The sequence below is a fragment of the Alteromonas antoniana genome (assembly GCF_019249295.1).
Taxonomy (GTDB): domain Bacteria; phylum Pseudomonadota; class Gammaproteobacteria; order Enterobacterales; family Alteromonadaceae; genus Alteromonas; species Alteromonas antoniana.
This window is the reverse complement of sequence record NZ_JAESDH010000003.1, coordinates 17,252-43,512: the sequence shown is the minus strand read 5'-3', so window position 1 is coordinate 43,512 and position 26,261 is coordinate 17,252. Positions and strand designations below refer to the sequence as shown.

The following is a 26,261-nucleotide window of genomic DNA, read 5'->3' as shown; positions in this document are numbered from 1 at the left end:
ATTTACATTGCTTGCGTCAATATAATATTTACATTAACTGTTGTAAGTGGGCCACCGGTACGCCACGCGGCTGCGGCTTAACCACCTGGATTGATTAACCTGATCCACCTTCCGGTCAGATGACTTCTGATTGCCTCCTAAGATAACGTCACCATTTGAGTAGGAATACGAATGAAAGCCTACATGTCGGCCATCATCAAAAATGTAAACTGTGATGGCGCCGATAACAGGCTGCGATATCTCCATACCCCAACTTAACCATGAGTCGGCGGCCGCTGAATCAGTGCCTTCGACGTTACTCTTAGTCAGACACCAATTTACAAAGCTGCTGCACCATGGAGTCTCGTCCAGCCGGGCATTTCTTTCCCCAAGTGTTGTAGTACGGTGGTACTCAACTATTCTTGAATTGTTAACTGGTCCGGGCACCTCGGCCACTCCCCTGGCGAGCTCCCCAAGGGCGATGTTGTACCAAAGAGGGACAACACCATGCTGAGCCACCAGCTGAGGGTCGTGTGCCGGTACCGCAATTGTATAGCCGGTGATTACATCATCAGAACTAATGTGCGAATTCATTGTTAACAGCTGAGAGGCACTTAAATCAAATACTCTCGCGACATCACTAATCCCCCGGTAGTTGGATGGAACCTTATATAGGCCTGCAATCACCGCTATCTCCTCTCAATAGTAACAATGCTTCTGCCTGTTCGAACTGGACTGTAATCAAATTCAGTTGGAGTCAATGCCTCTGTGTCCTGTTGTATAAATAATTCGCTTTCTTTTGCGTCAGGGTCAGGCGCCTTTTTCAAAAATTCAACGTCATTGTCCGTTAGGTTGTCGTACCACTGGTTTACTTTTGTCCAATTTTTATTTATCTCATTAATTGTATTCGAGATGTCAATTTCATCTACATTGTCCATGTGGTTGGTCTGGAATTCCGTAATCGTAATATCTTTCTCTTTGATGTATTTAATTGCTCGGAACACGTGGTATAGATCTTCAGTTTCAAGCTTGTCTGCAACCTCATCTGGGAGACCTGAAATCAGTTTGTCTGCGTATTCTTTAACGCTCTGCTGTCCATTTGTCGTTTGAGAAGTCTGATTAGTCAGACTGGCAATGTAGGATTCTATCTGCTCTCTGAACGACAGCGGCTGCAGTGCCAGCAGCTTTCTTATTTTGCTAAAGTTATTAATCACTTTGTCTTTGATAGGGCTCAAAGGGTCAACAGTCCAACCATCACCTTCAAGACCTTCCATACCTATACTCATAAGTTTGTACATTGCCGCCATCTGGACATCAGATATTAATCGTTCATCAAGGATTTCTTCTAACTGTTCCTGTACAAGGACCTGCGGCTGTACTTGTGATGGAGGCTGAATATTGGCTGTTCGAATCGAGTCGGCAACCATCTGGTTAATCTGTACCGAGGAGCACACATAAGATAGATCGAGTATTAGCTTCGCAGCCTCATAGAATGTCTTTGGTCGTTGCTCAAGCGCATAGTCCAGTTGTGTATCCATGGCGTTCCTTACCAGGTCAACTACGCTTGCCGCATCGGGTCCCATCAGGTAGTAGTTTTGATACAACTCTAGTGAGGACACCAGAAAGGAACTTCCTAGCGCTAACCTCTCTACTGATTCGGTTGAAGCACCATTAATGGCTAGTAGTCCGGTAACCAACACACTGCCAATCAAATACTGGTCTTTCGTATATGACATTTGATGACTATTATTAGCGATTCCTTCGACAGTCGATAGGCAATTTTGATAGGTCAACATTGACCCCTGTTCCACAAACCGTTTAAGTTTGCCTTTGTCTGGGTTGGCTTCGCCGATTTGTTCTTTAGCGTGTATATAGGTATCGTAACCTTCAGCAGGGTTGGCTGTGCCGTCCATGTGGTCATCGGAGATGTATTTGTCGCTGTTCACAGGATGATTGGCACATCCGCTTATGACTAATGAAGTGAATACAGCTATGCAGATTTTTGAAGTCCTTTTCATGATAGTGGCCTGTTTTAATAGTTGTATATTTAATATACAACCATAGGCGGTAACTTCAGCCTGCTTTTAGATAACTCCTGGGTTTTGTGCCCTCGCGCTTTATAAGTTCGTATGATGCCTTCAGATGGCGCATTTTTATTACGGCTTTATAAAGGGGGAGGTAGTCATAGCGAAATGGTGCGCTGGTGGATTGGCCATCTGTAAGGACGTGACCTCTACCCCTGAAGGCTTTAACTTCTACCTTTCCTTTTATGTCGGCAACTTGTGATTCGGCGATTCTTATTCTCTCGTGCACGCTATTGCTGTCTATGTGTATTTGAGATGCTAACTCCATCACACGACGCATTTGCTTTTGATAATCGGAAGATGCCGTTATCTCCTCAACACTCCGGTTGAGATAAAAGCCAATAGCTTCAGCCATACGTTTACCAGGAATCGCGCGTGTAGAAAAACTGCCGCCCTGTTTGTTGATGAAGTTAACTAAACCTGCTTTTGAAACTGAAAGCCAAAGGTGGCTGGTCACAAAGTGACGGGCCAGAAAATCTACATCAGTACGATATAGGGCGCCGGCAATGAGGTGATACCATGATTCATTCAGCTCTGCCTTTGAGTGGACTTTTGTTGAATAGCTAACTATCGAATTGTGGGCCTCTTTTATTTCGGCTCCAATGCTTTTTGCTAAGGCTGCTCTATTCACTAAGTGGTACCTTTAGTAATAGGTTAGAGGTTTACTTTCTAATGGCACTTAAGGATTGTGCTGCCACCATCCCATACCCTTGAACATTCTTTCCATCAACCTTTTGCGAAGTGCCTTCGACAAACTCGTATCCCAACCTTTGTTTTCTTTGCATCTCAAACTCTTCAGGAAAATTATTGGCTGTCGCCAAAGCTAATTCTGAAAAACTCTGGCAAAGCTTTTTTATTGCGATACCAGTTGTCGGTGCGTCGTGGAGAAAAAGATCGCCATAGACGCATAGGTTTGCCTCGAGGTCCATTTTGGTTGATGTGGCATTCACTTTGTTAGCAAGGTTTATCAGCTTCATCTCGATTTGAGAAAGATGGCGGTCATTAAGAAGCTCCTCAAAAATGTCTGGTTCAAGGTGTGCCCCCGCATTTGATAACCATGCACAGTCAAGAATGATATGACTTTCGAATCTGGTTTCATCTAGTTGTTCTGCTAAAACAGAAGCCAGCAACACGTCCTTTGTTTCGACATCAACACCTTTTTTTACAATGCCGGTTTCGAGTTCATCAAAAGGAGTGCACTGTTCAAATTCATAAACAGGGTGGTCTTCGTAGGTCACTCTAATAACTTCCCCTGCCAACTCAAAGTCAGAGGAGTAGAACGGTATGTAAAACCCGTCCATGTTTAGCTTTCTTTTTTTCCGCGGGTGAATTGAGCGCATCACTACTTCCAGATCTAATAGATCCTTCAAGTTCAGCTTGAGTTGGTTACATATACTATCGAACCATGCTTTGTCCGCTTTTTGTTTTAGCTTGAATCTGACTTCATTTTTACTGTTGAAGCGGGGGCACCGATATCCATGCCTAAGTGCTGCATCCATCGTTAGCACCATTTGATGCTCACTTGTAAGGTTGTCTAGCTCTCGGATAACAATAGCCTGAAGCTCGTTCATAAGACGAAGGTGCCAAGCCTTTATGTCTTGCTCTGTAGACTTCTTTGCAATTAGCTTTGTCAGCAGCTCGTAATTCATGTTATTTCCCTCTAGCGGTTATGCATATCATGTTATCACTTGTGCAATATTATTGTTATATCGATTGACTAGTAAAAGTAGCCTTCCACTGCCAGTTCCTATTGCGATCCCACTATTGAATTCTCTTAACTATGTATAATACCTCTCCCTCAGTATGCGGGTTTGCGGTATTTGTGAGAATTGACTATTCACAGGTCAGTTTTAACTAATTTCTGCAGCAATCTTCGCAAATTGAAGCCTGTATAGAGTTTTGAGGCTTAAGCGTTACGTGTATAGCGGTTGTAGGGTGATTGATATTGCGTAGATGTTCCTGATCACTTGTTGTGCCTGCCTAATTCTTAGGTTTTGGGGTAACTCCGAAAAAAATTCTCTAAGAATCACGCGCCGATGATTATAGAGATAACCCATTATTGGTCGCTACAGTCCGGTTCGCACGTGATGATGATTGACTGACAAAAGAATAATGACCTCTCAGCGGTCATTTTGTGTATTTGGGACATGATGATGAGTGTCAGAAAGAAGAATAATGACCTCTCAGCGGTCACTTTGTGTGTATGGGACATGATGATGAGTGTCAGAAAGAAGAATAATGACCTCTCAGCGGTCACTTTGTGTGTGTGGGGCATGGTGATGATTGACTGACAGAAGAATAATGACCTCTCAGCGGTCACTTTGTGTGTATGGGGCATGGTGATGATTGACTGACAGAAGAATAATGACCTCTCAGCAGTCACTTTGTATGTTTGGGACATGATGATGAGTGACCGACAGATGAGTAATGACCTCTCAGCAGTCACTTTGTATGTTTGGGACATGATGGTGAGTGACTGAAAGTAGATAAATGACTACTCAGTGGTCACTTTAATTTTGATTCTCTGCCATTTTTTACTCGCTCCATGTCGATTACTTTTTTTATGAGTACCCAGGTAGCAGATCTCATTGAATGGTGTGTCGGAAACCTGTGTCATCCTAAATGATATGTTTTATGCACTGCCTGTATTTTCTTTAGTGCCTAATTACACAACCAGCAATAAGATGGTATTATGCAAAAAGAGTATTTTTTGTGCATATGATTTAGGGGTGATCGCATGGGTAGTATGAAAGAAAAGTTACAAGACGCAGTGGTGAACGCTGCGGTTTCAGAAGAAGCTAATGAGGAGCAAGAGTTAAATGAGTTTTTCGATTTGGCTGTTGACGAAATGCTTGAACAAGATATTGGTGAATCAGACATCAAATCCGATGCTGACAGTATTGGGATCCCAAGTCCTGATGAGAAGAAGACTGAGCACAAGGAAGTAGAAGGGAAGTCAAAAACTAAAGAAGCAGAGTCAATCCCGGATCCGGACGCTGTGTCGAAAGAAAGCTCTAGTGAAAAGGAGCGGGAAAACGAATTTGATGATCCAGTCAATGAAAGTGAAAAAGCTTCAGAAATAAGCGATGTCGAAGAACCTCCGGCAACCAAGTCTGCAATTAAAAAGGCTATCAATAGTGTAGTTAGAAAATCGTCAGTCAAGGAACAGGGGCTTGAGGAGGAACCACAGCTCATTCGAAACATAGCGCCACCATCTTTGGCCATCACTTTGGAAAATGGAGAGATAGAAACTCCCGATAACGATGAAAGTGATGAAGCTAAACAAAAGTCCGTCTTTAATACATTAAAGGAAAGGTTTAAGCGGGGTGGTAAAAAAGCTTCGCCAACTGAGAATGAGACCGCATTTGGGTCTACCCACCGCCAGGCACAAACCGATGGGATCGCGAATTATGATCGGTACATTAAGCAGGTAGCTGGCACAAGAAACTATACCTGGTCAGAAACTGGATCTCCGAATGGTGTTGTACGTGAAGTCGTATTTGATGATTACAAGTGGGTAGATAAATCAAACAAAATCGATTTTCATTATTTATCAAATAAACCCAGGCAAGCTAATGAGTACTCTGAGCTGGCACTTGTGGCTGTTACTGCGGCAGCTCAGCGCGGTTGGACATCTCTCAAGATAACGGTAGCAAACGATGAACTCAAGAAAGCAGTCCAGGATGCAGCGAAAGATATGGGGATAAAGTCTCTGAACATTAAAGTTGAGCAACAAAACGTACATTCAAAGACAGCGGCTGCACAATCACCCGAGCAATTAGACACTGCAGAAGCCAGAGAGTCGGAAGGTGTGAACTATTCCCCGGTTACCAATCTACTTTGATTTAGTAGTGTGTTTTGGAGCCCCGTTTCTACGGGGCTTTTTTTTGGCCGTTGTAAAGACACCATAAATTATGCATCTCAGATACCTGATTGATATTTAAACTTTTGCTGCTATCTTGCAATGAATTACATGCGATGAATCAGTCAAACTGAATATAAAGGAGTTAAACATGCAATCAGGGAAGTGCCCGACTTTAAAACCGCCCGCACGCTGGGTGAAAAAGCAGTAAAAGGTTATGGAGAGTGCAGCTGTGTTCTGTCAGATCACTTGGGGTTGGAGCTCAAAATGTTTATAGGCCACTGTCGGTGGAACCAATTTGTTAGTTACTGATTTTTGTATTACAGGACTGTATGGACTCGTATATGACCTAACACTTTTAAGGGATACACCTTGATAAGTTATGTAGATGAAGCCGGGAGCTTTGTTTCTAAAGGCGCTTCAAAAAATTCATGGTGTACAGTTGCTTGTTATTCCATCCCTGAGTTCAATAAAACAAAGCTCTCAGCAATTTTGAAATCGCTAAAACAACGAGAAGGGTTTTCGGTAGATTCTGAGGTAAAGCTGAAGGATCTTTCGGAAAAAGGATACCTTGAGTTTATTTCTCAGTTGAGCGAATTACAGGGGGCTCTTTTTGCAGTTGCCACAGACTCGTATTACAACTCAATCGAGGCAATAAACTCTCACAAGGAAATGCATGTAGAGTCAATATGCAGAGGGCAGAGAGCGATGAAGTTTGAGGGAGGGGTGCAAGCCATGAGGGTCCTGCACTCTCAGTTCAGTGGTTTGCCTGAACAACTTTACGTACAATTTCATTGCCAAGCACTACTGCTGTCATCATTCCTTAGAAGGGGGATCGCATTTTACGTACAGAGGCACCCGAATACCCTCAAAAAATTTCGTTGGCGTTATGATGCAAAAGAGCTTTTGAAAATAACAGATTGTAGGAGAGGAATAAAGTTTCATACTAAAAGATAAGTAACTCTGTTCGTGCCGTTATTAGAATCGATGTGAACATAATTAAAGATTCATACTAATTGCTATTACCGAGCCGAAATCAAGCTAATGACGAGTATTAAAGTGTCATACTCGTTTTCCCCTATTATCTCCTTGACTGCAAAATAACCATATATCACACTTAGGTTATTAATGTGATATATGGTTGTTTTGGTATGAAGAAGCAAAAGCACACACCCGTTTCTGCACCTGTTACTTGGTTTGGAAGTAAGAGCCGTCTAGTGAAAAAGATTGTTAGCCACTTTCCAGAGCACAATACTTACGTAGATGTGTTTGGGGGATCTGGCGCAATGCTGCTAGGTAAGCCTCCAAGTAAAGTTGAGGTGTATAACGATCTCAATAAAAAGATGGTGTGCCTGTTCAATGTCCTGTCAGACCAAGCGAAAATCAAAGAGTTGATCAGGCGTTTAGAATTGACGCCCTACTCACGCGATACATTCAAATCCGCAGTTGCAACCATAGACCAAGAGCAAGATGACATAGAACTGGCCAAGCTAATGATGGTGGTGCAACGTCAGTCACACGGTGGTTTAGCCAAACAGTGGTCATATTGTGTTGATGCTCCCGCAGGAGGATATAGCGCCAGCGTACGCAAGTTCCATACAGGTATAGAACGACTGCCAGAAGTGCATAAGCGCATGAGAAAGGTGCAAGTTGAAAACATGCCTTTCCAAGAAGTGTTGAACCGCTATGACCGAGAAGAAACGTTGTTCTATCTCGATCCTCCTTATGTCCCTGAAACTCGCGTTAATGGCACGTATGAGCATGAAATGACGATTGATGATCATGTAGATATGGTGGCGCAGCTGCGACAACTTAAAGGTAAGTGTATCTTGTCTGGTTACGCTCACAAGGTTTATCAATCTCTTGAAAATGACGGATGGAAGCGTATAGATATTGATGTGATCGCCTCAACCAGTAAAAGCCGAGCATCGAGAACAGAGTGTTTATGGTTGTCACCTAATTGTCTGATAAAAAATGAAATACCAGAGTATCAAGACATTGCTAATGATGAGACATTGACCAATCGACAGAAGGCGGCCAAGCGGGTACACCGACACCGAACCGACCAATCAAAGGAAGCGATAACCAAGGCAATTAACAGTCTGAAAAGAATGAAAAAACGAGTCACCAAAGTTGAGGTGGCACGTATGACAGGCATTAGTCGAGAGCATATCACCCGTTACTATTCCGACCTTTTCTGAGGTGATCGCGTTTTCCCTAAATTGCAGAACTGCAATACAGAACAGCGATAGTGGGCAAAATGGCAGTTACATTAGGTAACGCTGCCAATTTAGTATGGGACTTTAATACTTAGTATGAATCTTTATTACTCAGTATGAGGCTATATTCCTCTCCCACACAGATTTCGAGGATTCTTTTCAGAAATTCGTGCCTGCAATACTGCAAGCATATTCGCTCGATAATCCAACACCAGCATTAAATTGGTGTGACTACTCTCCTATGAAAGAATACATCAGCACCGTGCCGGATTATGTCGTTGAAAAGATGCCCGAGCTTGAAGGTAAAAAAGGTTTTGATATTCAGAAAATAGTCCGAGGAGATATTGCGTTCGTTGATTCGAAATCTAGCCCTGGAGTTCAAGTTGCCGACCTATTGGCTTCTGGACTAAGAAGGTTGCTGAGGCTTGAGTTTGATGACAATGAAGTAATGGCGAGAGCATTAGGAAAGCTGTTGTTACAAGAGGAAGGAAATAAACCTCCAATCGCACTTGTTGCTTTTAATGGCCAGTCTCCTCTAAATGAAAAATTGGCGACAGTTGTGAGAGAACTAATCCTGAACTGCCGGGGAATACTGAAATAATGCTAACGGGCGTAGGTTTTTGGATAGCTTCCCGGAACGAAGAAACTTTTGTTTGTGCTGGTGTTACTGCATGAGACTTCTTGAGGCAAAGCGAACTTTCGGACTTGGTTGAACAATACAGTGACACGTGTCGGTTGGAGTTATAGCTACTCTAACTGGACTGTTTGTGCTCATTTGCGGGAAGTTCTACCGAGAAAGGTAAGCTGTTCTGGCCTCTTCAGAAGTGTTATCAAGTACGGTGCTGATATTTATGCGCTTCTCGGTAGCATGCAAATATTTAGCTGTTTGCATGATGCTTTTTAACAATTGATTGTTACTCTTCTCTGCTCGCTGTATATACTCCGATATTGCTTTTTCTGTAACATCTTCATGAGACGTCATACTGGTGTGGATCACACTGTTTACTGCAGTTTTGGCTTCTTCTCGCTGAGTTGCGTCTACGAGAATGCTTTTCCCAGGCTGTTGATTATTAGACGGCCGACTGAATTTGCTACTGAAGTAGGTCTCTTTCTCGAAAGAAATGGAGTATTTCTCAAGAACGCTCTGACGGATATAGTTTAACAAAGCACAGTTTTCGAATTCCCCACCCAACAGAGATTCGAGATGATCTTTGATCGCACTCTCAGGAAATGCCGAAGAGTTAGTACCATATCTTTGCTCTAGATGAGATTCTATGGACATTTCTAAAAGCTCAACATAGCTGAAACTAGCTGAAGGCGGGACAGTATTCACATGGAAATCATCGCACAAATCGAACGTTAATCGTGCAGCATACCGTGAAGTAGACTTCAATAATTGCTGAACCTTCTCGTGGATACCTGGATCGCTAAGGTCTAGGCGAATTCGAAAGTCGTTCACACACAAAATGTTCTCGTCTTTCTCGAATACGCGGAGAGCCGCCCGAGAGATTGTTTCGAAACCTGCGACAGTGGATATGTATTTCGTGTTACCGCTATTCTCCCCAGATTGGAAACAGAGTGCATCGACCGGACTTTCGACCAAAATAATTGTTTCTGGTGGACGTTTTATATTAATTTTCTGGGAACCATGTATTAGCTTGCTGAGACTCATTGCAGGCTTCGCGGGCAAAAAATCTTGGCGTTCTGAATCAAATAAGTGAAGCCCATCTATATGGTTAGAGTAATAACTCCTAATGGGCAGAGCTGCATAGTCAGCGTCGGGAAGATCTGATATTGAACTCAATAAGTTGTTTTTAATATCTCTCTTGTCTTCAGATAAATTTAGCGCCACTTTTCTTATAACTGATTTCGATATTGGTACGATGTCGAAAGATTCAGCTACTTCACTACTGACTCCAATTTTGGCCAGAAGCTCGTTGAAACATTCGTTGTTGATCTTGCCCGCTTTTCCAATAGCGAACAAATCATCGTACACACGCCTATAATCCTGGACGGTCGCTGAAGAACTGCTGCCCTTCTTCCCGGTCGAAACGTATGGCACTTTTTCATTGTTGAAGTCGGCCAATTCTTCGATAGTGTTTACGAAGTCTTTGCCATGGTACTGCTTGATGAAGTTTACAATTCCTCCACCAGCACCACATCCATGACAGCAGAAACTTTGTTTAGCTTCATTAACATAAAATGACGGTGATTTATCATCATGTCCTGGCAACGGACAGCGTCCGGACAGCTCCCCTCTGGCGCCGCCGCGCTTCAGCTTTGTGTATTGCTCGACATAGTTAACGATATTTGTCTTATCGATGATGTCCTGAATATACTCTTTTGGAATTAGGCTCGCCATTATGCACAAAACATATATTTAATTTGTTTTAGTTTATCAGAAAACCATCCATATCGGCAATTGTCACAGAGTAGATACTGGATTTTTCGTAGAAAAAGAGGAGCTAACTTTCATCCATCAAATGTCTGCGAAAAGAGAGCTGCATTTAGAGCGTTTTGGCTGGTCTTAAGAAACAAATATAGATTTTAGCTGGGGGCAGGAAAGGCATTGTGGAAAGCAAATGAGCGCTCCTGTGTACACCCCATATTGCGCTGTTTGTACACCCCATATTGCGCTGTTTGTACACCCCATATTGCGCTGTTTGTACACCCCATATCGTGCTCTTTGAACCCCCAAGATTGGGGATGACTGCTCGGAGATATGCCTGAAGAATGAATTTTTGGAGTTACCTTGCACAGTTCGAGGCGACGTAAATGGTTACGTCCAATATGAGGCAAGGTGTCGCAGACATGTTACGACTTCCATAGATATATATTGATTGCTAATATATGCACAACATATATTCAAAAGGCATTAAAATGTACGAAAAGAAAGTATCTGTCAGGTCAATAGCTGAACTCGGAGCCATAGCAGTAATAGGGTATCTTATTTGGAAAACTGTATCGCTCGAGAGTCAAATGAACACGATTGTTGAAATCATTGACACGACCTCTCAGAAAGCGGACCTCAAAATATTGGAGATGCAGACTAACAGCAATTTGGAAACTGACGAAGACTGGGATAATTTTTATAGCCGGAATGACGAAAAAAAGGACGACTATCCTGTTGGGACTGTGGGTGCTTTGCGTGTGACCGGGAAACTGAAAGAGGCCTTTGGTGAAAATATCCAGATAATAGTAAATCCTGACGAACGAGCTCAGATGTACAACGCAGAGATAGACGGGAAATCCTTCGTAGTAACCGGTGATGAAAAACACCTCTTGGTTGAAGACATAAAAGTCCCACTAGAGCCAGATGAATACAGAGCATTTACACAATCTGATGAATTTCAAGAGCTCCAGGCAGCTTACAAACCAACCTCTGGCAGAGTTGATACTGTTTCTAAAGCTGAAGTTAAAAGTAGTCCAACAAACAGCGATTTAATTAGTGATGGGTTGATAGAGGAGCTTTATCCCGCCGGACTTCCAGGACTCAGTCCAGCAGAGAAGTCTTTATCAAAGAGAAGAGTGTTACTCGAAAAGGCTAAGCCCCATATGCTTAGTTTTGGAGGGGTAAACCAACATACAGAACTCTTTGTTGCGTTCGACCTCAGCTGTCCAGCGTGTAGGCGTTTCTTTGAGTCAGTTCCGCTCCTGCAAGAAAGAGGGTATACAATCAATCTAATGATGATTGACAAAACAAGGGAATATACATCTGACAAAGCCCTTACCTCACAAGCAATATACTGCGACGCTAATCCAGAAGAAGCTTTGAAAAAGGCTGTTAGTGGGGGTGAAATTTCTACAGAGCCGTGCTCGAAGGGAAGACAATATTTAGAATCAATGACTAACGCAGCACTAAGAATGGGAACTGTTGCTACTCCTTCGATTTTTACTAAGGATGCACTTCCGATCTATGGATATAACACCCGAAGAGAGCTGTATTTCCCGATTTATGATCCACCATCAATTGAAAGTTGGCTCAGCAGATTGTAACTGTGATGATGCGAGACTAGGGCGCCCTTCGGGGCGCCTTTCAATTCAAATGTTGAAAAGGATAGGGTTGTCATCGTCATATAAGTGCTCTTCCGTGTTGGCCGGCTCGATATTACGACTGTCTATCTTAGAGGGGGTAGGGGGCTTGCTTGAAGTTGCTCTTCTGAGTTTGTTAGCGAACAAGTCAGAAGCTTTAGGAGGCATATTCTCTTGAGGGGTAGAAGTGGTACGTTCTGAACCATTCAGATCGTCAGCTATCTCATTACCCGTATGATCCCGCTCCTCAACAGTACCCTTAAATCTTAGTAAGAAGTCCAGAGGCCTATAAAAGTTAGTCTTTCCATTGACAAAGCGAGCATCACAGTAGGACATTTCAAGTTGTTTTTTGTGCCTGGTAGTGATCACGTATGCAACACGTTCTTCTTCTGCAATCGTGCTTTCGGTGGGGTGTTCCTCCCTGAAGAATGTCTCCTGTTCTGCGCCTATAAAGTACACATGCTGAAACTCTAGACCTTTTGCAGCATGGCCGGTCATTAGTAAAACCGAACCTTCCTTGTTGTTTTTCGTGTTATCGGCAAGTAATGTTAGTTCATCTACAGCCTCTGCGAACGTTACTCCGGTTTTTAGAGTCTCACCGAAAATCTCCATTAATTTAGTAATTCTTTCGGTGCGCTCATTCATTTTCTCAGCAACCAAGACTTCGATTTCTTCATCTGAGCCTTCAGGGTGCTTCTTTCTTGCAGCTTTTCGGGCAGCATCATTTAGAGACCCTGATATTTTGGATGTAAAAAAGCTAGAGATTTGTTGTTGAAATAAAGGCACCACTTCCTGTCTAAACTTGTCTGATTGCTCCTCAACCTTCGCGGCAAAGTTTCGATTTATCAGCTTCTCATGGTTAAAATGATTTAGGTCCAATCCAGCCCAGCTAGCTAGCTCAGTGTCAGTTAAAACTGGCATATAGTCCCAAATAGCCGTTAGCTCATCCAACAGTTCTGATGCTCTTTGCGATCTGGCCACACCAGATTTTGCAAATTGCTTCAGGTACGCCATAGGACTAACCTGAAATTCTGACGCTTTTTTATTCAGGTTTACTTTGGTAATGCCGATTGGCAACTCATCCATTATCTTGTGCAGTGCAAATCGATCATTCTCGTTTACCAGCAGCCTAAGGACAGCCATGGCAATCTTCACTTCTTTGGTACTGTAAAAGTCAACATCACCAACTACGTCATACTGGAGCTTATTCAACTCAAGCTTTGACTTGACGGCTTTGTTTACTGACTTGGACCGGTAAATTACGGCAATTTCATTTGGTTTAACCCCAGACGCTAACTTTTTCTGAATGTTGTCTACAATGTAAGCCGCTTCCTGATCGTCGTTTTGAAAGTGATGGATCATCGGTTTTGGGCCATTAGCTGAAGACTTGGCCTCCAAAACCCCATCCGTTAGCTGGTTTGCCATTTCTTGGCCAAACTGGTTGATTGCAGTTATTGAAGCAGCAGCTGTTCGATAGTTCTCAGACATGGGAATTACTTCTGCATCATAGTAATCAACTATATTGTTCATGCTATCTGCATCAGCTCCCCTGAATCCATAAATTGCCTGCCTCATATCTCCCACAGGTATCAAGCTTTTGACCTTCTGCATATCAACGATCTTTCTGAACATCGAAAATTGCACTGGAGAGGTGTCTTGTGACTCGTCAACCTGGATGTGCAAAAATCTTGCAGCCAAACGTTTGCAAATACCTTGGTCGTTTTCGAGCAATTTGTTTGCGTGAACTAAAAGGTCATCGAAATCCATTGCCTCTGAGCGGACACAAAGTGTTTCGTATTTTTCCCACCAACTCCAAACTAAAAGCTTCCTCGCCTCCCTATTTTCGCGAAAATATTCTTCATCCAATTTTGTTGAGTTAGAGGCGGATAAGATTTTGTCTTTAACGCCGCTGTCAATTTGTATGCTTGAGTAGAAATCATGTGAATTCATGCCTTGTGCTTTATTGAGAGACATAGTTGATTTCAGTAAATCCTCATCTACCTTTGCGGTTTCAAGAAGTGCCTGAACCGCTTCAGAGAATCCTTTTTTTGCCTCTCTAATAAGGGACTGACTATCTGACTTATCAATTATGCTAAAGCCGTCTGGGTAGCCATTGCTTTGAAAGTAATCATGCTTATGGTATGGCCTAAGTATTTGTTTGATAGCAAATTGGTGAAATGTTCCAACAAAAGCTTTATAGGCGTCGTCGCCCACACTAGCCACAAGTCGATCCCGCATCTCTTCACTTGCCTTATTAGTAAAGGTAACCAAAGCCAAGGAAGAGGGGTCCATACCTTTAAGTATTTTGAGGGAGGCGCATGCTATCTGAGCGGTTGTTTTTCCGGTTCCCGGCCCAGCAACTACCACTTTAACGCCACTTTCAATAGTAGCGAACTTCAATTGCTGCTTATTCAAGGGGGCCAGAATTTGCTCTATCGTTTTATTACCCACGGCAACCTCTATCGTGTTAATTATGCACAAGCATGATATATTGTGCTTGATTGTAACAGAGGTAGATAATATGTCATTAACAAGAGACGAAATAGGATCGCTGTTTGCTGAGTGGTTCGCCTACGCAAAAAACTTTGGTAGCAAAGACATAGTCATGAATAAGCGTGGATTTGATGACTTCGCAACAATAGGCTACATGGAAGGAAAGGATTCCAAACCTGCGCTGCCGATCAACAGGAAAATCGGCAACATCGTTTTTTTTGACAGTATAACGCCTGTTCAGTTCGCCCCATTCGTAGACCTCGTCGCCTTCGCTAATGGTGAAAAGTTAGAACGGAACAAAGCGCTACTAGGACAGAATGTACACGACGAAACTATCAGCTCAAAAATCGGAGGCCGAGGAGTAAGAGTAGGAGGGGTAAACCAAAACGACCATCTTTTGACTTTAACGATGCATCTTATCCCGACCGATGAAGAATACCTTAAAGAGTTCTTGGGTAGAAAAACAGCTGAAGGTGGTGTTGAAGAGCAAATAGTACAGTACTGGCACAAAACGTACGGTCTAATGACAAAAGAAATGTTGGATGAAAAAATTGAAAATTTACTGAAATTGAACGTGGAGATCGTTGATAAAGCGAAATTCAAGGCCTACGCTCATAAAAACCTGGCTGAACAAAGGGTAAAAACCAACATTTGAAGCTATGCAAAAAATATATATAATGTTATTAATTGCGTGGCGAAGGTCATAAAATGGAATCAAAAATTGGAGTTCGTATGGAGAACTGTCATCACAGACTCATAAAGATAAGAGAACAGATCATTGCCAGCAACGGCAAAGACGCGAACTCTCTTGAGATGCTAGCTATTGCCGACCAATTAATAAAAGTAAGTTCAGTCATGCTTGATGAAATGTCCAGGAAGGTTAAGTGGAGCCACAAGGATAGATTTGGCTTCAACCGGTTCATACAAAACGTCGAATCCTTCGTTCAATTAAACATAGAGCTATTGCTTCCGAGCCACATATGAAAATTTCTCACGATCAAGTAATTACGGCCAGGGGCATACTTTCCACAGTCAGGGATAGTTTAACTGGGACTCGATTTGACAATCTATTAGACAAAGACTTGAGGATTAACCAATTTAAATCTTCAGGAATGGAAGGTACCGCTGAGCAAAACCCTACTTCTGTCCAATCTCATGAAAGCGAAATCTTTAAGCCATAAACTCTAGGCTATCTTAAAAGCTCCAGACTTTGCTCATGGGGCTTTTTTTTTGCGCCTTTGAAAATCTGATAGAGGGGGAGGGTGCCCGGAAACCCGGTCATCCAGGCACCCAGTAGGCAGTGCGGATAGCCTACTCTGCACACTATATACATGTTGGTTCAATGATTGGTATGCATCAGTATACTTGCGTATCTAAATTCATGTGCTGCTCATCACTTTGCGGTAATAAGCCTCATTAATTGCCACTGTCATAAATCCAGCACCGGTAAACCCTTTCTCAGATACCCTGAGGAATCTTTGAGCCTTTAGCGCTTTGATAAGTTGTGTGTCTTTCAGGCAGATTAAATACCTGGCACGAATAGCGTTCTGTGCCCAATAGTTGAGTTCTACGCCTGACTTGGAAACTTTGAACATAAACTTATCCAGGTCTCCAATCTCCTCAGTGTGAGGTAGAAACGATAGTTCGTAGCCTTTGTTCTTTAGCCTAACCACTTTAAAGTTTGATATTTGCACAAGCATTGCATAAACTCAGATATGTATAATAAATATACATTGTGCATAAAATAGAGGTTATGTCTATGCGGAAAATACCAAATAAACTATTGGCAGCAGCTGTTGGCGTGGTCAGTATCGCTTCAATATCAATTCAAGCACAAAGCATGTGGGATTCAGAGCCAGATTCAACCGTACTTGAAGCCAGAAGCGTTATGAGCCAAGTTGAAAATGTCAGTAACAGTGAAGACGTCAAATTTATGAATGGCATCCAGTTCATCAATTTAGAATCTGGAAATTACGTCGATTCAAAATTTATCTTTGATAACAGCGCCACACTTCATGATGGTATGAAGATGCATGGCAAAATAGGGCATCCGGACTTCACTATTAGCTTCACTGAGGCCGAAAAGCAGGCAATTGAAGGAATGGTAGAAGCAACTCCAGAGCCGGCGAGGACAATTGTTGAAAAGCATTCGAATGACTTTTTCGTGCTAAAAAAGTTTGGTGAAAGCTATGACACGTACCGGACTGGGCAGAAAGAACGGATCATGGGTCTGATTGAGGGTGGAGCGAAGTATGAAGATCTCAGTATACGTGATAAAAATTTCTTAGCGGATTCAGAAACAATCTCTTCAGCATTTGCCTTGGCAACAATCGCTAAGGTCGAGCTCTCAAATGGTGCAACACAAAAAGAAATCGCTAACATCATCGATAGTTTCTCATCAATGCTGTCTGAAAACCTCCAAGAGGAAAAGCAGATAAAAGTAGCGGTGATGGAACAGATTAAAGAGTTAGCGGGTGATCCTGGCGAGCTATTCGGTCTTGACGCTGTAGAGCTCAAGGACAGAATTCAACGTGTCACATTAAATTCAACCCTATCAGGCGCCTCTGGTGATGATATTCTCAATAGTGAGCTTGGTAACGACTTTTCCGCGCCAACTGCCTAGAAGCCGATTCATAAGCCCCGGCGCATTATAACGAGGCAACTTGGTTGTAATGCGCTGTGTGTAACTCATGACCTTTTGGCGTATCCATAGTCACCATTCCGTTTGCTTCTTTTCTTATCAACAAATAGCTTTTGTTATCGGTAGTCGTAAACACACTCCCTTCTACTAATTCGCTTGATGATATAGGCAGGTTTACAACGTTATCTTTTCGGTCCCGATGCGCTATACCAGGCCTTGCCAGTTCAATGTGCATACTTTGATGAGTGCTTGCTATTGCTTCGTGCTGGTCAGCATTAATAACGCTGTGCGCTCCGAGTGCAAAAGCCCCGCTTACAATTAATGTTTGAAGCGTGTTTCCGATAACGTTGTTGCGAGAACGCTTAGTATTTTTATGGCTCATGAAAAAAGTGCCTAAAAGTTATATCATGTGCATAAATTGCCATAATTACGGCATCTTGACAAGATCCTCGTTAGTACCGATAATTATACTTATCGGTACTATTAGTGATTTAACCCTTCTGTATCGTCTCTTGCTGGGTTTTTGAATAATAAAGTTTGTTAGAACTCGGTGATGAGAAACTTATACAACCTACAACCCGTAACCGAAATTAGTGCTCCCTACCGCTTCATGGTAAGCAATGATGATATACTTTGTGCATTATTTTTCGGGTGAGGTTTATGTGGTAAAGGTATCGCTATCATGCTTTTCAAGGATGTTTGAATTTCTTCAGATGCATGGGGTTTGCAATATATTTTTGGACAGGTGCGATGGTAAGTATTACGTCGGGTTCAAGAATATGAGTGTAAATTTCATCATAGTTAGACCCGGCGCTATGAGCATTACTGTGCAAAACAAGGAATACGTACTGGTGTCTTTCTCATCAAATGGTATCGGCGATGTGAAGGTCTTACTCGAAAGCGGTCTAGAAAGGTACCGAATAGTAAAGTACAGAGGAAATGAAAAGCAGCTGCCTTTCAAATTGCAGCCAGATATCCTCATGGAGACTGACATTACAAAGTTTTTCGATAACAATTGTCTCACCGGTTACAGCACCGCCTTATATGAGGACCTATCGAGGGTCACCACTCTGTCAGCCTTTAAACTAATCGAGCACTACGAGTCGTTTAAATTGCCAAGTGATAAAGTAAAGTCTGCGCTTGCCAATTCCGATGAATTACATCCTGCGAGGAAAATAGCTGAGTTGTTGTCGCACTATTACGGGAACGTTGTCCGGAACCAGTATGAGGTCCTTTTGAATGACCTGGTTAATTATCATTACAGCCATTCCCCCGTAATTGATGTTTTATCAAGCACCCTACCCTATAAAAAACGATCTATGAAACCCCACGAATTTATAGGGCCTCCGTTGGTCTATGTTGACAAGAATAAGCTGACAGCCCCATTGGTTTCATTGAACGGCATTTCTTCAATTTATGGAGTTAGTATAGATTTGCACAAATTTGGTAAATGGTTCGACTGGCTTGCGAAAGAGTTTTTACCAATGAATGTATTTTTATCATCAACTGGGTTAGACATGGTCAAAGGAGCATTCAAGCAAGCCGGGATCATTGGGACCTCTGCAATTGTCACTAGTAATGAGGGCTACAAAATACTCATCACAGAAAACATTCACGCCAACAGCGCTGTTTCCTCCTTAAAGAGAGTTAGCTAATGAGTGACACCAAAATTACCCCTTTTTTTGATGGAATAGCTTTCTTAAACGAGGCTAATGCTCACATCACTTCCAAATTAAATACTTACCTTGAGAGTGGCGTTGAAGACGTTTTTTTAGTTTATGAGTATGCTCTTGAATTTTTGGAGGAAAACTCAGGCAGCCCTCAGACATTTAAAAGTTATCGTGCAGAGATCGAGAAGTTTCTATTTTGGGCTTGGCATGTAAAAGCTATCGAAGTCAGGGAAATCGATAAAATTCTAATGCGAGACTATCTCGCGTTTATACGCTGTCCATACCAAGAATATATTGGCAAGCCAACAAACTCGCGATTCAAATTTTCCCCTGGTAAGGTAGCGCGGGTACCCAACGAGAACTGGCGTCCATTCGTAAATGCTAATCATAATAAAGAGGTAGGAGAGAACGCATACTCATTCAGTAGCAGATCAATTTCTCTTTCACTCTCTGTTTTGTCTCGCTTTCTTGATCATTTGATTGATAAAGACTATTGCGAAAGAAACCCTGCAGCAGCGCTCCAAAGACGAAAAGAGTTTAAGCACAGTGAGCAGAACGACGCAGAAGAGATCCGTTACTTTTCACCAGAGCAGTGGTCTTATATTCTCAAAGTCCTGCCTCATGGTGATTCCTTGTCTTACGAGGAAGCTCGGAAACGATTCTTGATAATTGCTATGTACAGTCTGTATACACGAATTAGCGAGTTTTCAGCCAGGCCGGCACATACTCCGCTAATGTCGGACTTTAAAATGTTATCTCAGCATAATGCTTACGTGTTCAGGATCCCTATTTCGAAGGGATATAAAGGTCGAAGTGTAACAGTGTCTGACGACCTTAAGACCGAATTCAAAAAGTATAGGCAAGCCCTTGGTCTTACCCCCCTGCCCTCACTGAATGATGCTATGCCGCTGTTTCCTAAGGTCAAGGGGACAAGTATCGTTGCTTCAGGCCTTGGAGTAAAACAAATCTCGAATATCATAAACGGCGTGATAAACGATGCATCAATGCTCTCACAGAGTGAAGGGTTAGAAGAGCAAGCTTCTGTGCTACGCAGTGCCACACCCCACTGGTTTCGCCACACCGGTATTTCGCATGACATAAATTTTAATGGAAGAAGCCTGACTGATGTGAGAGATGATGCTGGGCATAAGAGCATAGAAACAACATCTAAGTACTTGCATACGAGTATTAAAGAACGATATGCAAGTACTAAGCATAAAACCATTAACCCTGAAATCGGAAAAAAAAAGGCGCTCTAAGAGCTAATGCCGTTCACTTAAGGTGAGCGGCATTTTTCTTTCTGCTGTATCGTTGTGGTCTCTTTTTAACTGTCCGAGGGAAGCTTCGTTCCCTTCGTGGAGCCAGAATAAGATTCTCAGCCATTTTATGCAGATATTTATACTGCCTTGGAATAGCGCCGGGCGTTGAATATGGCAAACCGACAAGCAGCGACGTGACCTGAGCTAGCGCGCCGTTGAAGCTGAGCTGGTAAGGCAGGTAGTTCCCTTTTAGATTAAAGCACATCTGAACCATTTGATATCGCACCAGATTGTAGGTCAGCAATACGCCCCACAGTTCCTGCTTCACTAATTCAGGTAAGCGACTACGCAGGGTCAGGCGGTTTCCCAGCATGTATTGTTTCTGCTCCCGATAACCCAGCTCGATTTCCCAGCGATGTGAGTATAAGTCTGCGATATCGGCTGCAGGGTAGCGCATGGCATCGGTCATTGACGTGAGCACTTCATAGGTTTTTCCTTTGATTTTGCGGCTTACAATACGGGCGGTCAGCGTTTCCGGTAATCCCGGCCATAACTTTCTGGAGCGAGGGTTACTGCTAAGACTTACCAGTTTGTCGTTACGTCCGAGTGAACGGATTTCCTGATATTGCAGATTCTTTCTCACAGGAATAAGCCAGTGTCGGTTTACCCCTTCGTGCTGCCACTGATGCAACAGGCCCGGGGAGTAAAACCCTTTGTCGAACAGGGTGACACTATTATCTGGGGTGGTCTCAATAAGTTTTTCCGCCAGCTTCATTTCATTGACGGCATAACTATCAAAAGCGCTTCCTGTCATCAGATGAGTACTCAGCTCCATCTGACACACCATTCTCACCTGTGGATAGAGAGAGTCTTTCTGGCGTGAAAACGCGTTGGCATTTTCGGGCGTATCTTCGGTACGCCATACAACACCATCAACGCCTAACAGCACCAGTCCGTTCCACTGAGGTAAATTTGCCTGCCTGACCCAATGTGCGGTCATGTGCTGATACACCGCCTTTGCGCCACTTTCCCCCAGGGTTTTACGACGCTGCGTTAACGCACTTGGTGCCACAAAGGGCTTACCCTCACGGTCAACAATATCCAGTTGATTCACAACATCAGATATCGACTTGTCATTGTATAACGCCATACCCACTAGCAGCCACACCAGCGATTCGAGCGGCAACTTGCGTTTGCGCAAGGTAACCGTATCAGTCATCAGATAAGCTTGCTCAATCAACTCTAATGGAATGAGGTCTGACAGCGCTCTAGCTTGCGGCTGCTTAACAGTATTGATGATGTCGAGAGCTTGAGAAACGTCCATAAAAAAATCCGATACCAGTTACCTGATATCGGATTTTGAAGTCTTTAAAAGATCGGTCAACCGATCACTAAATTCTTAACTGATCGGCATTAGCTCTAAGAGCGCCTTTTTTTGTAGACCTTGAACTTAAGTACAGCCTTGAGCGATTCCGGCCTCACAATCTGCGATCCACTGACCAACGTCGAGACCATTTACAGTGAGAGTGCTCGTTGCATGAATGTCCTGTGCAGTGACTGTTGTAGCGTTAATGTTAGCTGCGTCTACATCCATGAGCTCCAGAGTGGCACCGGTGGCCCAAACGTTATCTGCTTCGCGATAACTTAGAGCTCCAGCAACCATTTCATCCGGCACAATCATTACCTCATTCGCTTCTTTCTTGAGCCTAATGAACTCACCACTGCCTGAGTTATCAGATAGCACGAGGTCTCCTGAGACATAAGTTCCTGTGGAGTCAATGAACAGCGCAGAATCAGTGTTAAACCGGACATCAAAAGTTTGATTTGTCAGCTCTGTCTCTCCTATTGGCCCCAAAGCAGCTGCAACCTTACTTACCACTGAAGTAGCTGACGAGAGGTTTATAGAGCCACTTTTGTTAACAAGTCCAGCCATGTTGTATGTCGGACTGTTAGTGAGGTACACATCACTCCCAAAAGAAAAGGTTGCTTCGGCGGGTAGTTGCAAATCCGATAGGAGTGTCTGAGTATCAGTAACATCTACTCGGACAAATGATGACTTGTCGATCCCACCGAGAGTGTCTGCATCTATATTCATTGCGCCGATATTGGCTTCTGTAAGGACATTACTACCGTTGTATTGAAACTCTGAATCTGAAGCTGTTAAAAAGGCGTTGCCTGCTTCCGTCTGTGCATTGATTGAGCCCGTTAGTACGAGCCCATCGCTAGACGTTCTCAACCTTTCTTTTGAAACCCGGTCTTTTACGAAATAGAGCTTAAACTCAGCGTCGTCAGTACCAATAGCTGACGCCAAAGCAATAGGGCGACTTCCCAGAATATTAATATTTACCTCATCCTGGGCAGCTATCCGAGTGTCTCTGGATACAATATCTGAGGTCTTTCCAATATAAGTGAGATAGGTTCCAGCCATCGAAGCGGACCCGGGCGAGAGATTCAGTGAACTTCGAGCAGTCGGCGTCCTTACTGATTCTAAAGTTAATATATCCCCGGTTATAGCTAGCTGACGAGTAGCATGGATGTTTGCGTTGTTAGTGAAAACTAAGCCAGCGCCATTGGGCGTACCATCCGGGTTCTCGCCATCAATTGTATAGACACCGCGTAGGGTACTGTCCATTGTTTTTGACACAAGGTCTGAGGTATCAACATAGCTAGCCACGTTGTCAGCGGTTAGTACATCAGCCCCATTGTATGTGAACGCGGTATCAGAAAGGGAAAGGTATTCTGTTTCAGTGCCGTCTCCGTTATCCGATACACCAACCAGACCTTCGGTAAACTTAGTTCCAGACTCCGTCGTTTCGAGTCGTGCATTGCCATCGTAGAAGAGTTGGACTGTTGCTCCGTCACCACCAAAGTTAGCTCTGAGAACATCAGTCTTGACACGTGTACTCCCGCCTTGAATAGATACCGTGTCAGCAGCAATCATTTTGAGGATTGGGGTTGCAGTTTTTTCAGTGGACTTCTGCATCCCGAGCATTACTTGCTCGTTTCCATAAAGGTAGACTTTCCCATATTCAAGGTGAACGTCGGAAGCCCATCCGCCATTCCTTATCAGCATTCTGTTCATGCGAGTAGCCTGAGAAAGAATATCTTTCCCTCGTATTTTCGAGGTTTCACTCATATAGATGTCAGCGCCATTTTCCATCATGAGCGCTGCACCACTCGATGTACCGTCAACTTCTTTACCGTCGATTGTATATATACCGCGCAATGTTCCACTTTGCGTTTTGGATACTGCGTCTTCGACGGAAGCGGCATATGACGAGATATTGTCTGCAGTGATTACATCGGAGCCATTGTAGGTGAATGCACTATCGCTAAGGGTGAAATATTCGGTTTCCGTTCCATCACCGTTATCAATATTTGCAGTAATCCCCCCAACAATATCGACACCTTCAAGAGATGTCCGTAAACGTTGATTGGCGTCATAATGAAGAGAGGCAACACCGTTGCCGTTTTCGTCTTTATAGCCATCGAAAATAATTCCAGGATTTTGGTAGGAAGCATTGCCAACTGCTAGTTGCACTGACTGGCCGGCTCCAACAAATACGCTATTAGAGGACCCTCCGAATGACTCCATTCTCGTATCTGCTACACCTATGAACACTTTGCTACCTGCCGCTCTGATTTTAGCTTCGCCACTCAGCGTCAATGTGGCGCTTCTTTCAAAGCTTCTTCCTGTTAATGAGACGGAGGTGCTTGGGGCGACAGCATTGTAAAAGAGGCCTTGGCTGGTCCCATATCCATCACTAACCCCAAATACTTTTGTGCCATCACCTCGCCTGACGTTTAAGTCGCCAACGATCCCGGCTCCGTTAACGAACTTAAGCGCTGCATCACTTGGTGTCGTGCCGTCAGCTTCTAACCCATCGATAGTGTAAAGACCTCGCAACGTCCCATCTTTGGTTTTGGATACTACATCATCAGCTGATGCTGCGTAGTCACTGAAATTGCCAGCAGTTAATACTTGGTTACCTTGATAGGTGAACGTAGAGTTTGAAAGATTGAAATATTCCGTTTCAGCGATACCATCATCATCGGAATCAAAAACTGCGGTTATTCCTTGATTTACTACTACACCTGAGGCGGTAGTAGTTAGTCTCGGCATGCTTTCATAGAGCATTTGTGAGTAACTTTCACCAGTACTGGAGTCATACTTGCCAAGAAATACGATTTCGTTGTTACCACTTAAAGGTCCAGCACGTAAAAACAAGTCTGATTTGGTGCTCAGGCTGACATTTTCGGCCCATGGCTGTTGCCCACCATACCCACCGATTTGGACGCTCCTGGAACTTACCGTAATAACGGTGCTGGCAACGGAGATGCCAGAAGTGTTGCCCGTTTTTGTAGCGCTTAGTTTTGCGACTCGACCAGAATGCAGGTTGAGCACATCGCTCGCTTCCAAATTAACATTGTCACCGCCGTTGGAAGAGTACATTCGCTGACGTCCGTCGAAAGCGATACCTGAGCCATTAATAAAGTCCAGGCCGGCACCACTAGATGTAGTTCCATCCTCGCTCAAGCCATCAATGGAATACATCCCGCGCAATACACCGTCCTGGGTTTTTGACACGGCATCTTCAGCAGTAGCTGCATAAGTCGAAAAATTAGACGCAGTAAGCACGTCCGCACCGTTATATGAGAAGTTGTTGTCAGAGAGGTTTAGGTATTCTACGCCGCCATTCGTTGCCTTGATATTACCAGTAACATTCAAAGCACCATCAATAGCAACGCCTGCAGCGTTTGTCTGCAAACGCTTATCGCTGTTATACATCAGCGTGACGCGGGCATTGGCATTGGAATCATTGTCAGCCCGAAGTGCATAGTCCGGTGTCAGGTACCCGTTTTGGCCGACAATCATGTTTATCTGACCACCGCCCTTAGCAGCCAGGTTCACTTTCGATGAAGCGCCACCACTACTTACCACGCGATGATCAGATGCTCCAATCCACGTTTCCCCGCCCAGCGCTTTGAATACCGCATCATTGTCCATGGCAAGGACGGCACCCGAATCATCCCTTCTGCTTTTAATGGACACTGAGGCAGAGCCATAAGAGGGCTTGAAGATAAGTCCTGACCCGTACGCACCATCACCAATACTCAGCAAAGTGCTTCCCCCACGCCCAATACTCACACCGCGGGTTCCGGAATCAATCCAACCTGACCCATTCTGGTCGCCACTTTCGTAGAAATTGATACGTGCTTCATTCCGTATGTCGAAGCCCGACCCGGGACCATCGATTGTATAAAGGCCAGTTAAGGTACCGTCCTCTGTCTTTGAGACAAAATCTGAGGTATCAAGGTAATTACTCAAATTATCTGAGGTAACGACATCCGCACCGTTGTAACTCAGTCCAGATGAATTAAGGGAGAGTACATTCGTATCGGCAGTTAGAGTCGTATCACCGGTGATATTCAGGCCACTGGCAGTTATAGCTCCCGCATTATTAATATCATTTCCGGCCATATCGATATGTGTATGCATGGTGCTAGCATCAGGCCGAGCAGGATCTGCATAGCGGGCAAGAGAGACCTCATTGGCAACAGCACTCATCGGTGTACCAAACTGTAAAGTAACTGTCGAATTAGTAGCTAGTCCATCCACCTTGCCGGCAATGTACCGGGCCAGCTCAGGGGTAGCGACTTCGACGGAAAGAGCATAGTTACTCGTGTTATTTGTGCCATCGATTGCCGTCCCGTATGTAGTATTGAAGCTACCGAAGTAATGACTGTCTGCTACCAGGTCACTCATCACGTCTGGAAATGTCTGGTTTGCTGCCCAGTATGACAGTGTGGCAACACGCAGGTTTGTTAGCTTTTCCGCCACCAGGTCTGCTTCCTCAAACTGGGATGTGTAACCATCAAGTAGTGTGTTGGCCACTCTCAAGTTTGCATCACTCGCGAACGCCGTAGATACGGAGGTCAGAGGTAGCAGGGCAATAGAGACGGCAGCTACGATTTTTAGGTTACGAAACTGCGCAGTATTTTGCTGGTGACGGAAGTTCAT

Annotated in this window: 20 protein-coding genes; 10 read left to right on the top strand and 10 right to left on the bottom strand. The window is 43.7% G+C overall.

Annotated elements, in window-relative coordinates; genetic code table 11:
- Nucleotides 1–33 precede the first annotated feature (33 nt).
- Genes JKP77_RS02715 through JKP77_RS02700 form a run of 4 tightly spaced genes read right to left on the bottom strand, consistent with a single transcriptional unit; the run spans nt 34 to nt 3,712 of the window.
- Entirely contained in the window at nt 34–666 is a 633-nt protein-coding gene (locus JKP77_RS02715; RefSeq protein WP_218309685.1) for a TIGR02594 family protein, read from the bottom strand.
- Between the two features lie 2 nt (nt 667–668).
- Nucleotides 669–1,997 (bottom strand): hypothetical protein, encoded by a 1,329-nt coding sequence (locus JKP77_RS02710; RefSeq protein WP_218309684.1) that lies wholly within the window; start codon nt 1,995–1,997, stop codon nt 669–671.
- 55 nt (nt 1,998–2,052) lie between these two features.
- On the bottom strand, nt 2,053–2,694 hold the full coding sequence (locus JKP77_RS02705; RefSeq protein WP_218309683.1) for a hypothetical protein: 642 nt from the start codon (nt 2,692–2,694) through the stop codon (nt 2,053–2,055).
- A 31-nt stretch (nt 2,695–2,725) separates the two neighbouring features.
- On the bottom strand, nt 2,726–3,712 hold the full coding sequence (locus tag JKP77_RS02700) for a hypothetical protein (protein WP_218309682.1): 987 nt from the start codon (nt 3,710–3,712) through the stop codon (nt 2,726–2,728).
- 1,088 nt (nt 3,713–4,800) lie between these two features.
- On the opposite strand from JKP77_RS02700, the gene JKP77_RS02695 reads away from it, so the two are divergent.
- The 4 genes from JKP77_RS02695 (at nt 4,801) to JKP77_RS02680 (ending at nt 8,745) form a co-directional block, all read left to right on the top strand.
- Complete coding sequence (locus JKP77_RS02695; protein ID WP_218309681.1) at nt 4,801–5,907, top strand: hypothetical protein; 1,107 nt, start codon at nt 4,801–4,803, stop codon at nt 5,905–5,907.
- 390 nt (nt 5,908–6,297) lie between these two features.
- The gene (locus JKP77_RS02690) at nt 6,298–6,882 is read left to right on the top strand and encodes a hypothetical protein (RefSeq protein WP_218309680.1); all 585 of its coding nucleotides are present in this window, start codon (nt 6,298–6,300) and stop codon (nt 6,880–6,882) included.
- Between the two features lie 194 nt (nt 6,883–7,076).
- On the top strand, nt 7,077–8,126 hold the full coding sequence (locus tag JKP77_RS02685) for a DNA adenine methylase (protein WP_218309679.1): 1,050 nt from the start codon (nt 7,077–7,079) through the stop codon (nt 8,124–8,126).
- A gap of 259 nt (nt 8,127–8,385) precedes the next feature.
- Entirely contained in the window at nt 8,386–8,745 is a 360-nt protein-coding gene (locus JKP77_RS02680; protein ID WP_218309678.1) for a DUF3800 domain-containing protein, read from the top strand.
- Nucleotides 8,746–8,931: 186 nt separating this feature from the next.
- On the opposite strand, the gene JKP77_RS02675 is transcribed toward JKP77_RS02680, so the two are convergent.
- Nucleotides 8,932–10,506, bottom strand: coding sequence for a CHC2 zinc finger domain-containing protein (locus tag JKP77_RS02675; RefSeq protein ID WP_218309677.1), 1,575 nt, complete (start codon nt 10,504–10,506; stop codon nt 8,932–8,934).
- A 518-nt stretch (nt 10,507–11,024) separates the two neighbouring features.
- On the opposite strand from JKP77_RS02675, the gene JKP77_RS02670 reads away from it, so the two are divergent.
- The gene (locus JKP77_RS02670; protein WP_218309676.1) at nt 11,025–12,140 is read left to right on the top strand and encodes a thioredoxin domain-containing protein; all 1,116 of its coding nucleotides are present in this window, start codon (nt 11,025–11,027) and stop codon (nt 12,138–12,140) included.
- Nucleotides 12,141–12,185: 45 nt separating this feature from the next.
- Here JKP77_RS02670 and JKP77_RS02665 read toward each other — a convergent pair whose 3' ends face one another.
- A complete protein-coding gene (locus JKP77_RS02665) occupies nt 12,186–14,627 on the bottom strand; it encodes an ATP-dependent helicase (RefSeq protein WP_218309675.1) in 2,442 nt (813 codons plus the stop codon).
- A 70-nt stretch (nt 14,628–14,697) separates the two neighbouring features.
- Between JKP77_RS02665 and JKP77_RS02660 the strand changes: the two genes are divergently transcribed.
- Entirely contained in the window at nt 14,698–15,324 is a 627-nt protein-coding gene (locus JKP77_RS02660) for a hypothetical protein (protein WP_218309674.1), read from the top strand.
- A 53-nt stretch (nt 15,325–15,377) separates the two neighbouring features.
- A complete protein-coding gene (locus tag JKP77_RS02655) occupies nt 15,378–15,653 on the top strand; it encodes a hypothetical protein (RefSeq protein WP_218309673.1) in 276 nt (91 codons plus the stop codon).
- A 395-nt stretch (nt 15,654–16,048) separates the two neighbouring features.
- Here the strand turns inward: JKP77_RS02655 and JKP77_RS02650 are convergent, their stop codons facing one another.
- Nucleotides 16,049–16,264 (bottom strand): hypothetical protein, encoded by a 216-nt coding sequence (locus JKP77_RS02650; protein ID WP_218309672.1) that lies wholly within the window; start codon nt 16,262–16,264, stop codon nt 16,049–16,051.
- A 164-nt stretch (nt 16,265–16,428) separates the two neighbouring features.
- Between JKP77_RS02650 and JKP77_RS02645 the strand changes: the two genes are divergently transcribed.
- The gene (locus JKP77_RS02645) at nt 16,429–17,292 is read left to right on the top strand and encodes a hypothetical protein (RefSeq protein ID WP_218309671.1); all 864 of its coding nucleotides are present in this window, start codon (nt 16,429–16,431) and stop codon (nt 17,290–17,292) included.
- A 25-nt stretch (nt 17,293–17,317) separates the two neighbouring features.
- On the opposite strand, the gene JKP77_RS02640 is transcribed toward JKP77_RS02645, so the two are convergent.
- The gene (locus tag JKP77_RS02640) at nt 17,318–17,692 is read right to left on the bottom strand and encodes a hypothetical protein (protein WP_218309670.1); all 375 of its coding nucleotides are present in this window, start codon (nt 17,690–17,692) and stop codon (nt 17,318–17,320) included.
- A gap of 238 nt (nt 17,693–17,930) precedes the next feature.
- Here JKP77_RS02640 and JKP77_RS02635 point away from each other — a divergent pair, with 238 nt between their 5' ends.
- Nucleotides 17,931–18,965, top strand: coding sequence for a hypothetical protein (locus tag JKP77_RS02635; RefSeq protein WP_218309669.1), 1,035 nt, complete (start codon nt 17,931–17,933; stop codon nt 18,963–18,965).
- Nucleotides 18,965–20,239: a tyrosine-type recombinase/integrase gene (locus JKP77_RS02630; RefSeq protein WP_218309668.1), complete on the top strand. Its 1,275-nt coding sequence runs from the start codon at nt 18,965–18,967 to the stop codon at nt 20,237–20,239. The genes JKP77_RS02635 and JKP77_RS02630 overlap by 1 nt, the downstream gene beginning before the upstream one ends.
- Nucleotides 20,240–20,252: 13 nt before the next feature.
- Here the strand turns inward: JKP77_RS02630 and JKP77_RS02625 are convergent, their stop codons facing one another.
- Together JKP77_RS02625 and JKP77_RS02620 are read right to left on the bottom strand one after the other, a co-directional pair.
- Nucleotides 20,253–21,563, bottom strand: a complete 1,311-nt coding sequence (locus JKP77_RS02625) for an IS4 family transposase (RefSeq protein ID WP_218309667.1) — start codon at nt 21,561–21,563, stop codon at nt 20,253–20,255.
- 126 nt (nt 21,564–21,689) lie between these two features.
- Entirely contained in the window at nt 21,690–26,261 is a 4,572-nt protein-coding gene (locus JKP77_RS02620; protein ID WP_218309666.1) for a beta strand repeat-containing protein, read from the bottom strand.

What these genes read in the sequence shown, in the direction of transcription:
- JKP77_RS02710 (WP_218309684.1), bottom strand. Translation starts at nt 1,997, where the DNA reads ATGAAAAGGACTTCAAAAATCTGCATAGCTGTATTCACTTCATTAGTC.
- JKP77_RS02700 (WP_218309682.1), bottom strand. Translation starts at nt 3,712, where the DNA reads ATGAATTACGAGCTGCTGACAAAGCTAATTGCAAAGAAGTCTACAGAG.
- JKP77_RS02695 (WP_218309681.1), top strand. Translation starts at nt 4,801, where the DNA reads ATGGGTAGTATGAAAGAAAAGTTACAAGACGCAGTGGTGAACGCTGCG.
- JKP77_RS02685 (WP_218309679.1), top strand. Translation starts at nt 7,077, where the DNA reads ATGAAGAAGCAAAAGCACACACCCGTTTCTGCACCTGTTACTTGGTTT.
- JKP77_RS02680 (WP_218309678.1), top strand. Translation starts at nt 8,386, where the DNA reads ATGAAAGAATACATCAGCACCGTGCCGGATTATGTCGTTGAAAAGATG.
- JKP77_RS02675 (WP_218309677.1), bottom strand. Translation starts at nt 10,506, where the DNA reads ATGGCGAGCCTAATTCCAAAAGAGTATATTCAGGACATCATCGATAAG.
- JKP77_RS02670 (WP_218309676.1), top strand. Translation starts at nt 11,025, where the DNA reads ATGTACGAAAAGAAAGTATCTGTCAGGTCAATAGCTGAACTCGGAGCC.
- JKP77_RS02660 (WP_218309674.1), top strand. Translation starts at nt 14,698, where the DNA reads ATGTCATTAACAAGAGACGAAATAGGATCGCTGTTTGCTGAGTGGTTC.
- JKP77_RS02655 (WP_218309673.1), top strand. Translation starts at nt 15,378, where the DNA reads ATGGAATCAAAAATTGGAGTTCGTATGGAGAACTGTCATCACAGACTC.
- JKP77_RS02650 (WP_218309672.1), bottom strand. Translation starts at nt 16,264, where the DNA reads ATGTTCAAAGTTTCCAAGTCAGGCGTAGAACTCAACTATTGGGCACAG.
- JKP77_RS02645 (WP_218309671.1), top strand. Translation starts at nt 16,429, where the DNA reads ATGCGGAAAATACCAAATAAACTATTGGCAGCAGCTGTTGGCGTGGTC.
- JKP77_RS02640 (WP_218309670.1), bottom strand. Translation starts at nt 17,692, where the DNA reads ATGAGCCATAAAAATACTAAGCGTTCTCGCAACAACGTTATCGGAAAC.
- JKP77_RS02635 (WP_218309669.1), top strand. Translation starts at nt 17,931, where the DNA reads ATGATGATATACTTTGTGCATTATTTTTCGGGTGAGGTTTATGTGGTA.
- JKP77_RS02630 (WP_218309668.1), top strand. Translation starts at nt 18,965, where the DNA reads ATGAGTGACACCAAAATTACCCCTTTTTTTGATGGAATAGCTTTCTTA.
- JKP77_RS02625 (WP_218309667.1), bottom strand. Translation starts at nt 21,563, where the DNA reads ATGGACGTTTCTCAAGCTCTCGACATCATCAATACTGTTAAGCAGCCG.
- JKP77_RS02620 (WP_218309666.1), bottom strand. Translation starts at nt 26,261, where the DNA reads ATGAACTTCCGTCACCAGCAAAATACTGCGCAGTTTCGTAACCTAAAA.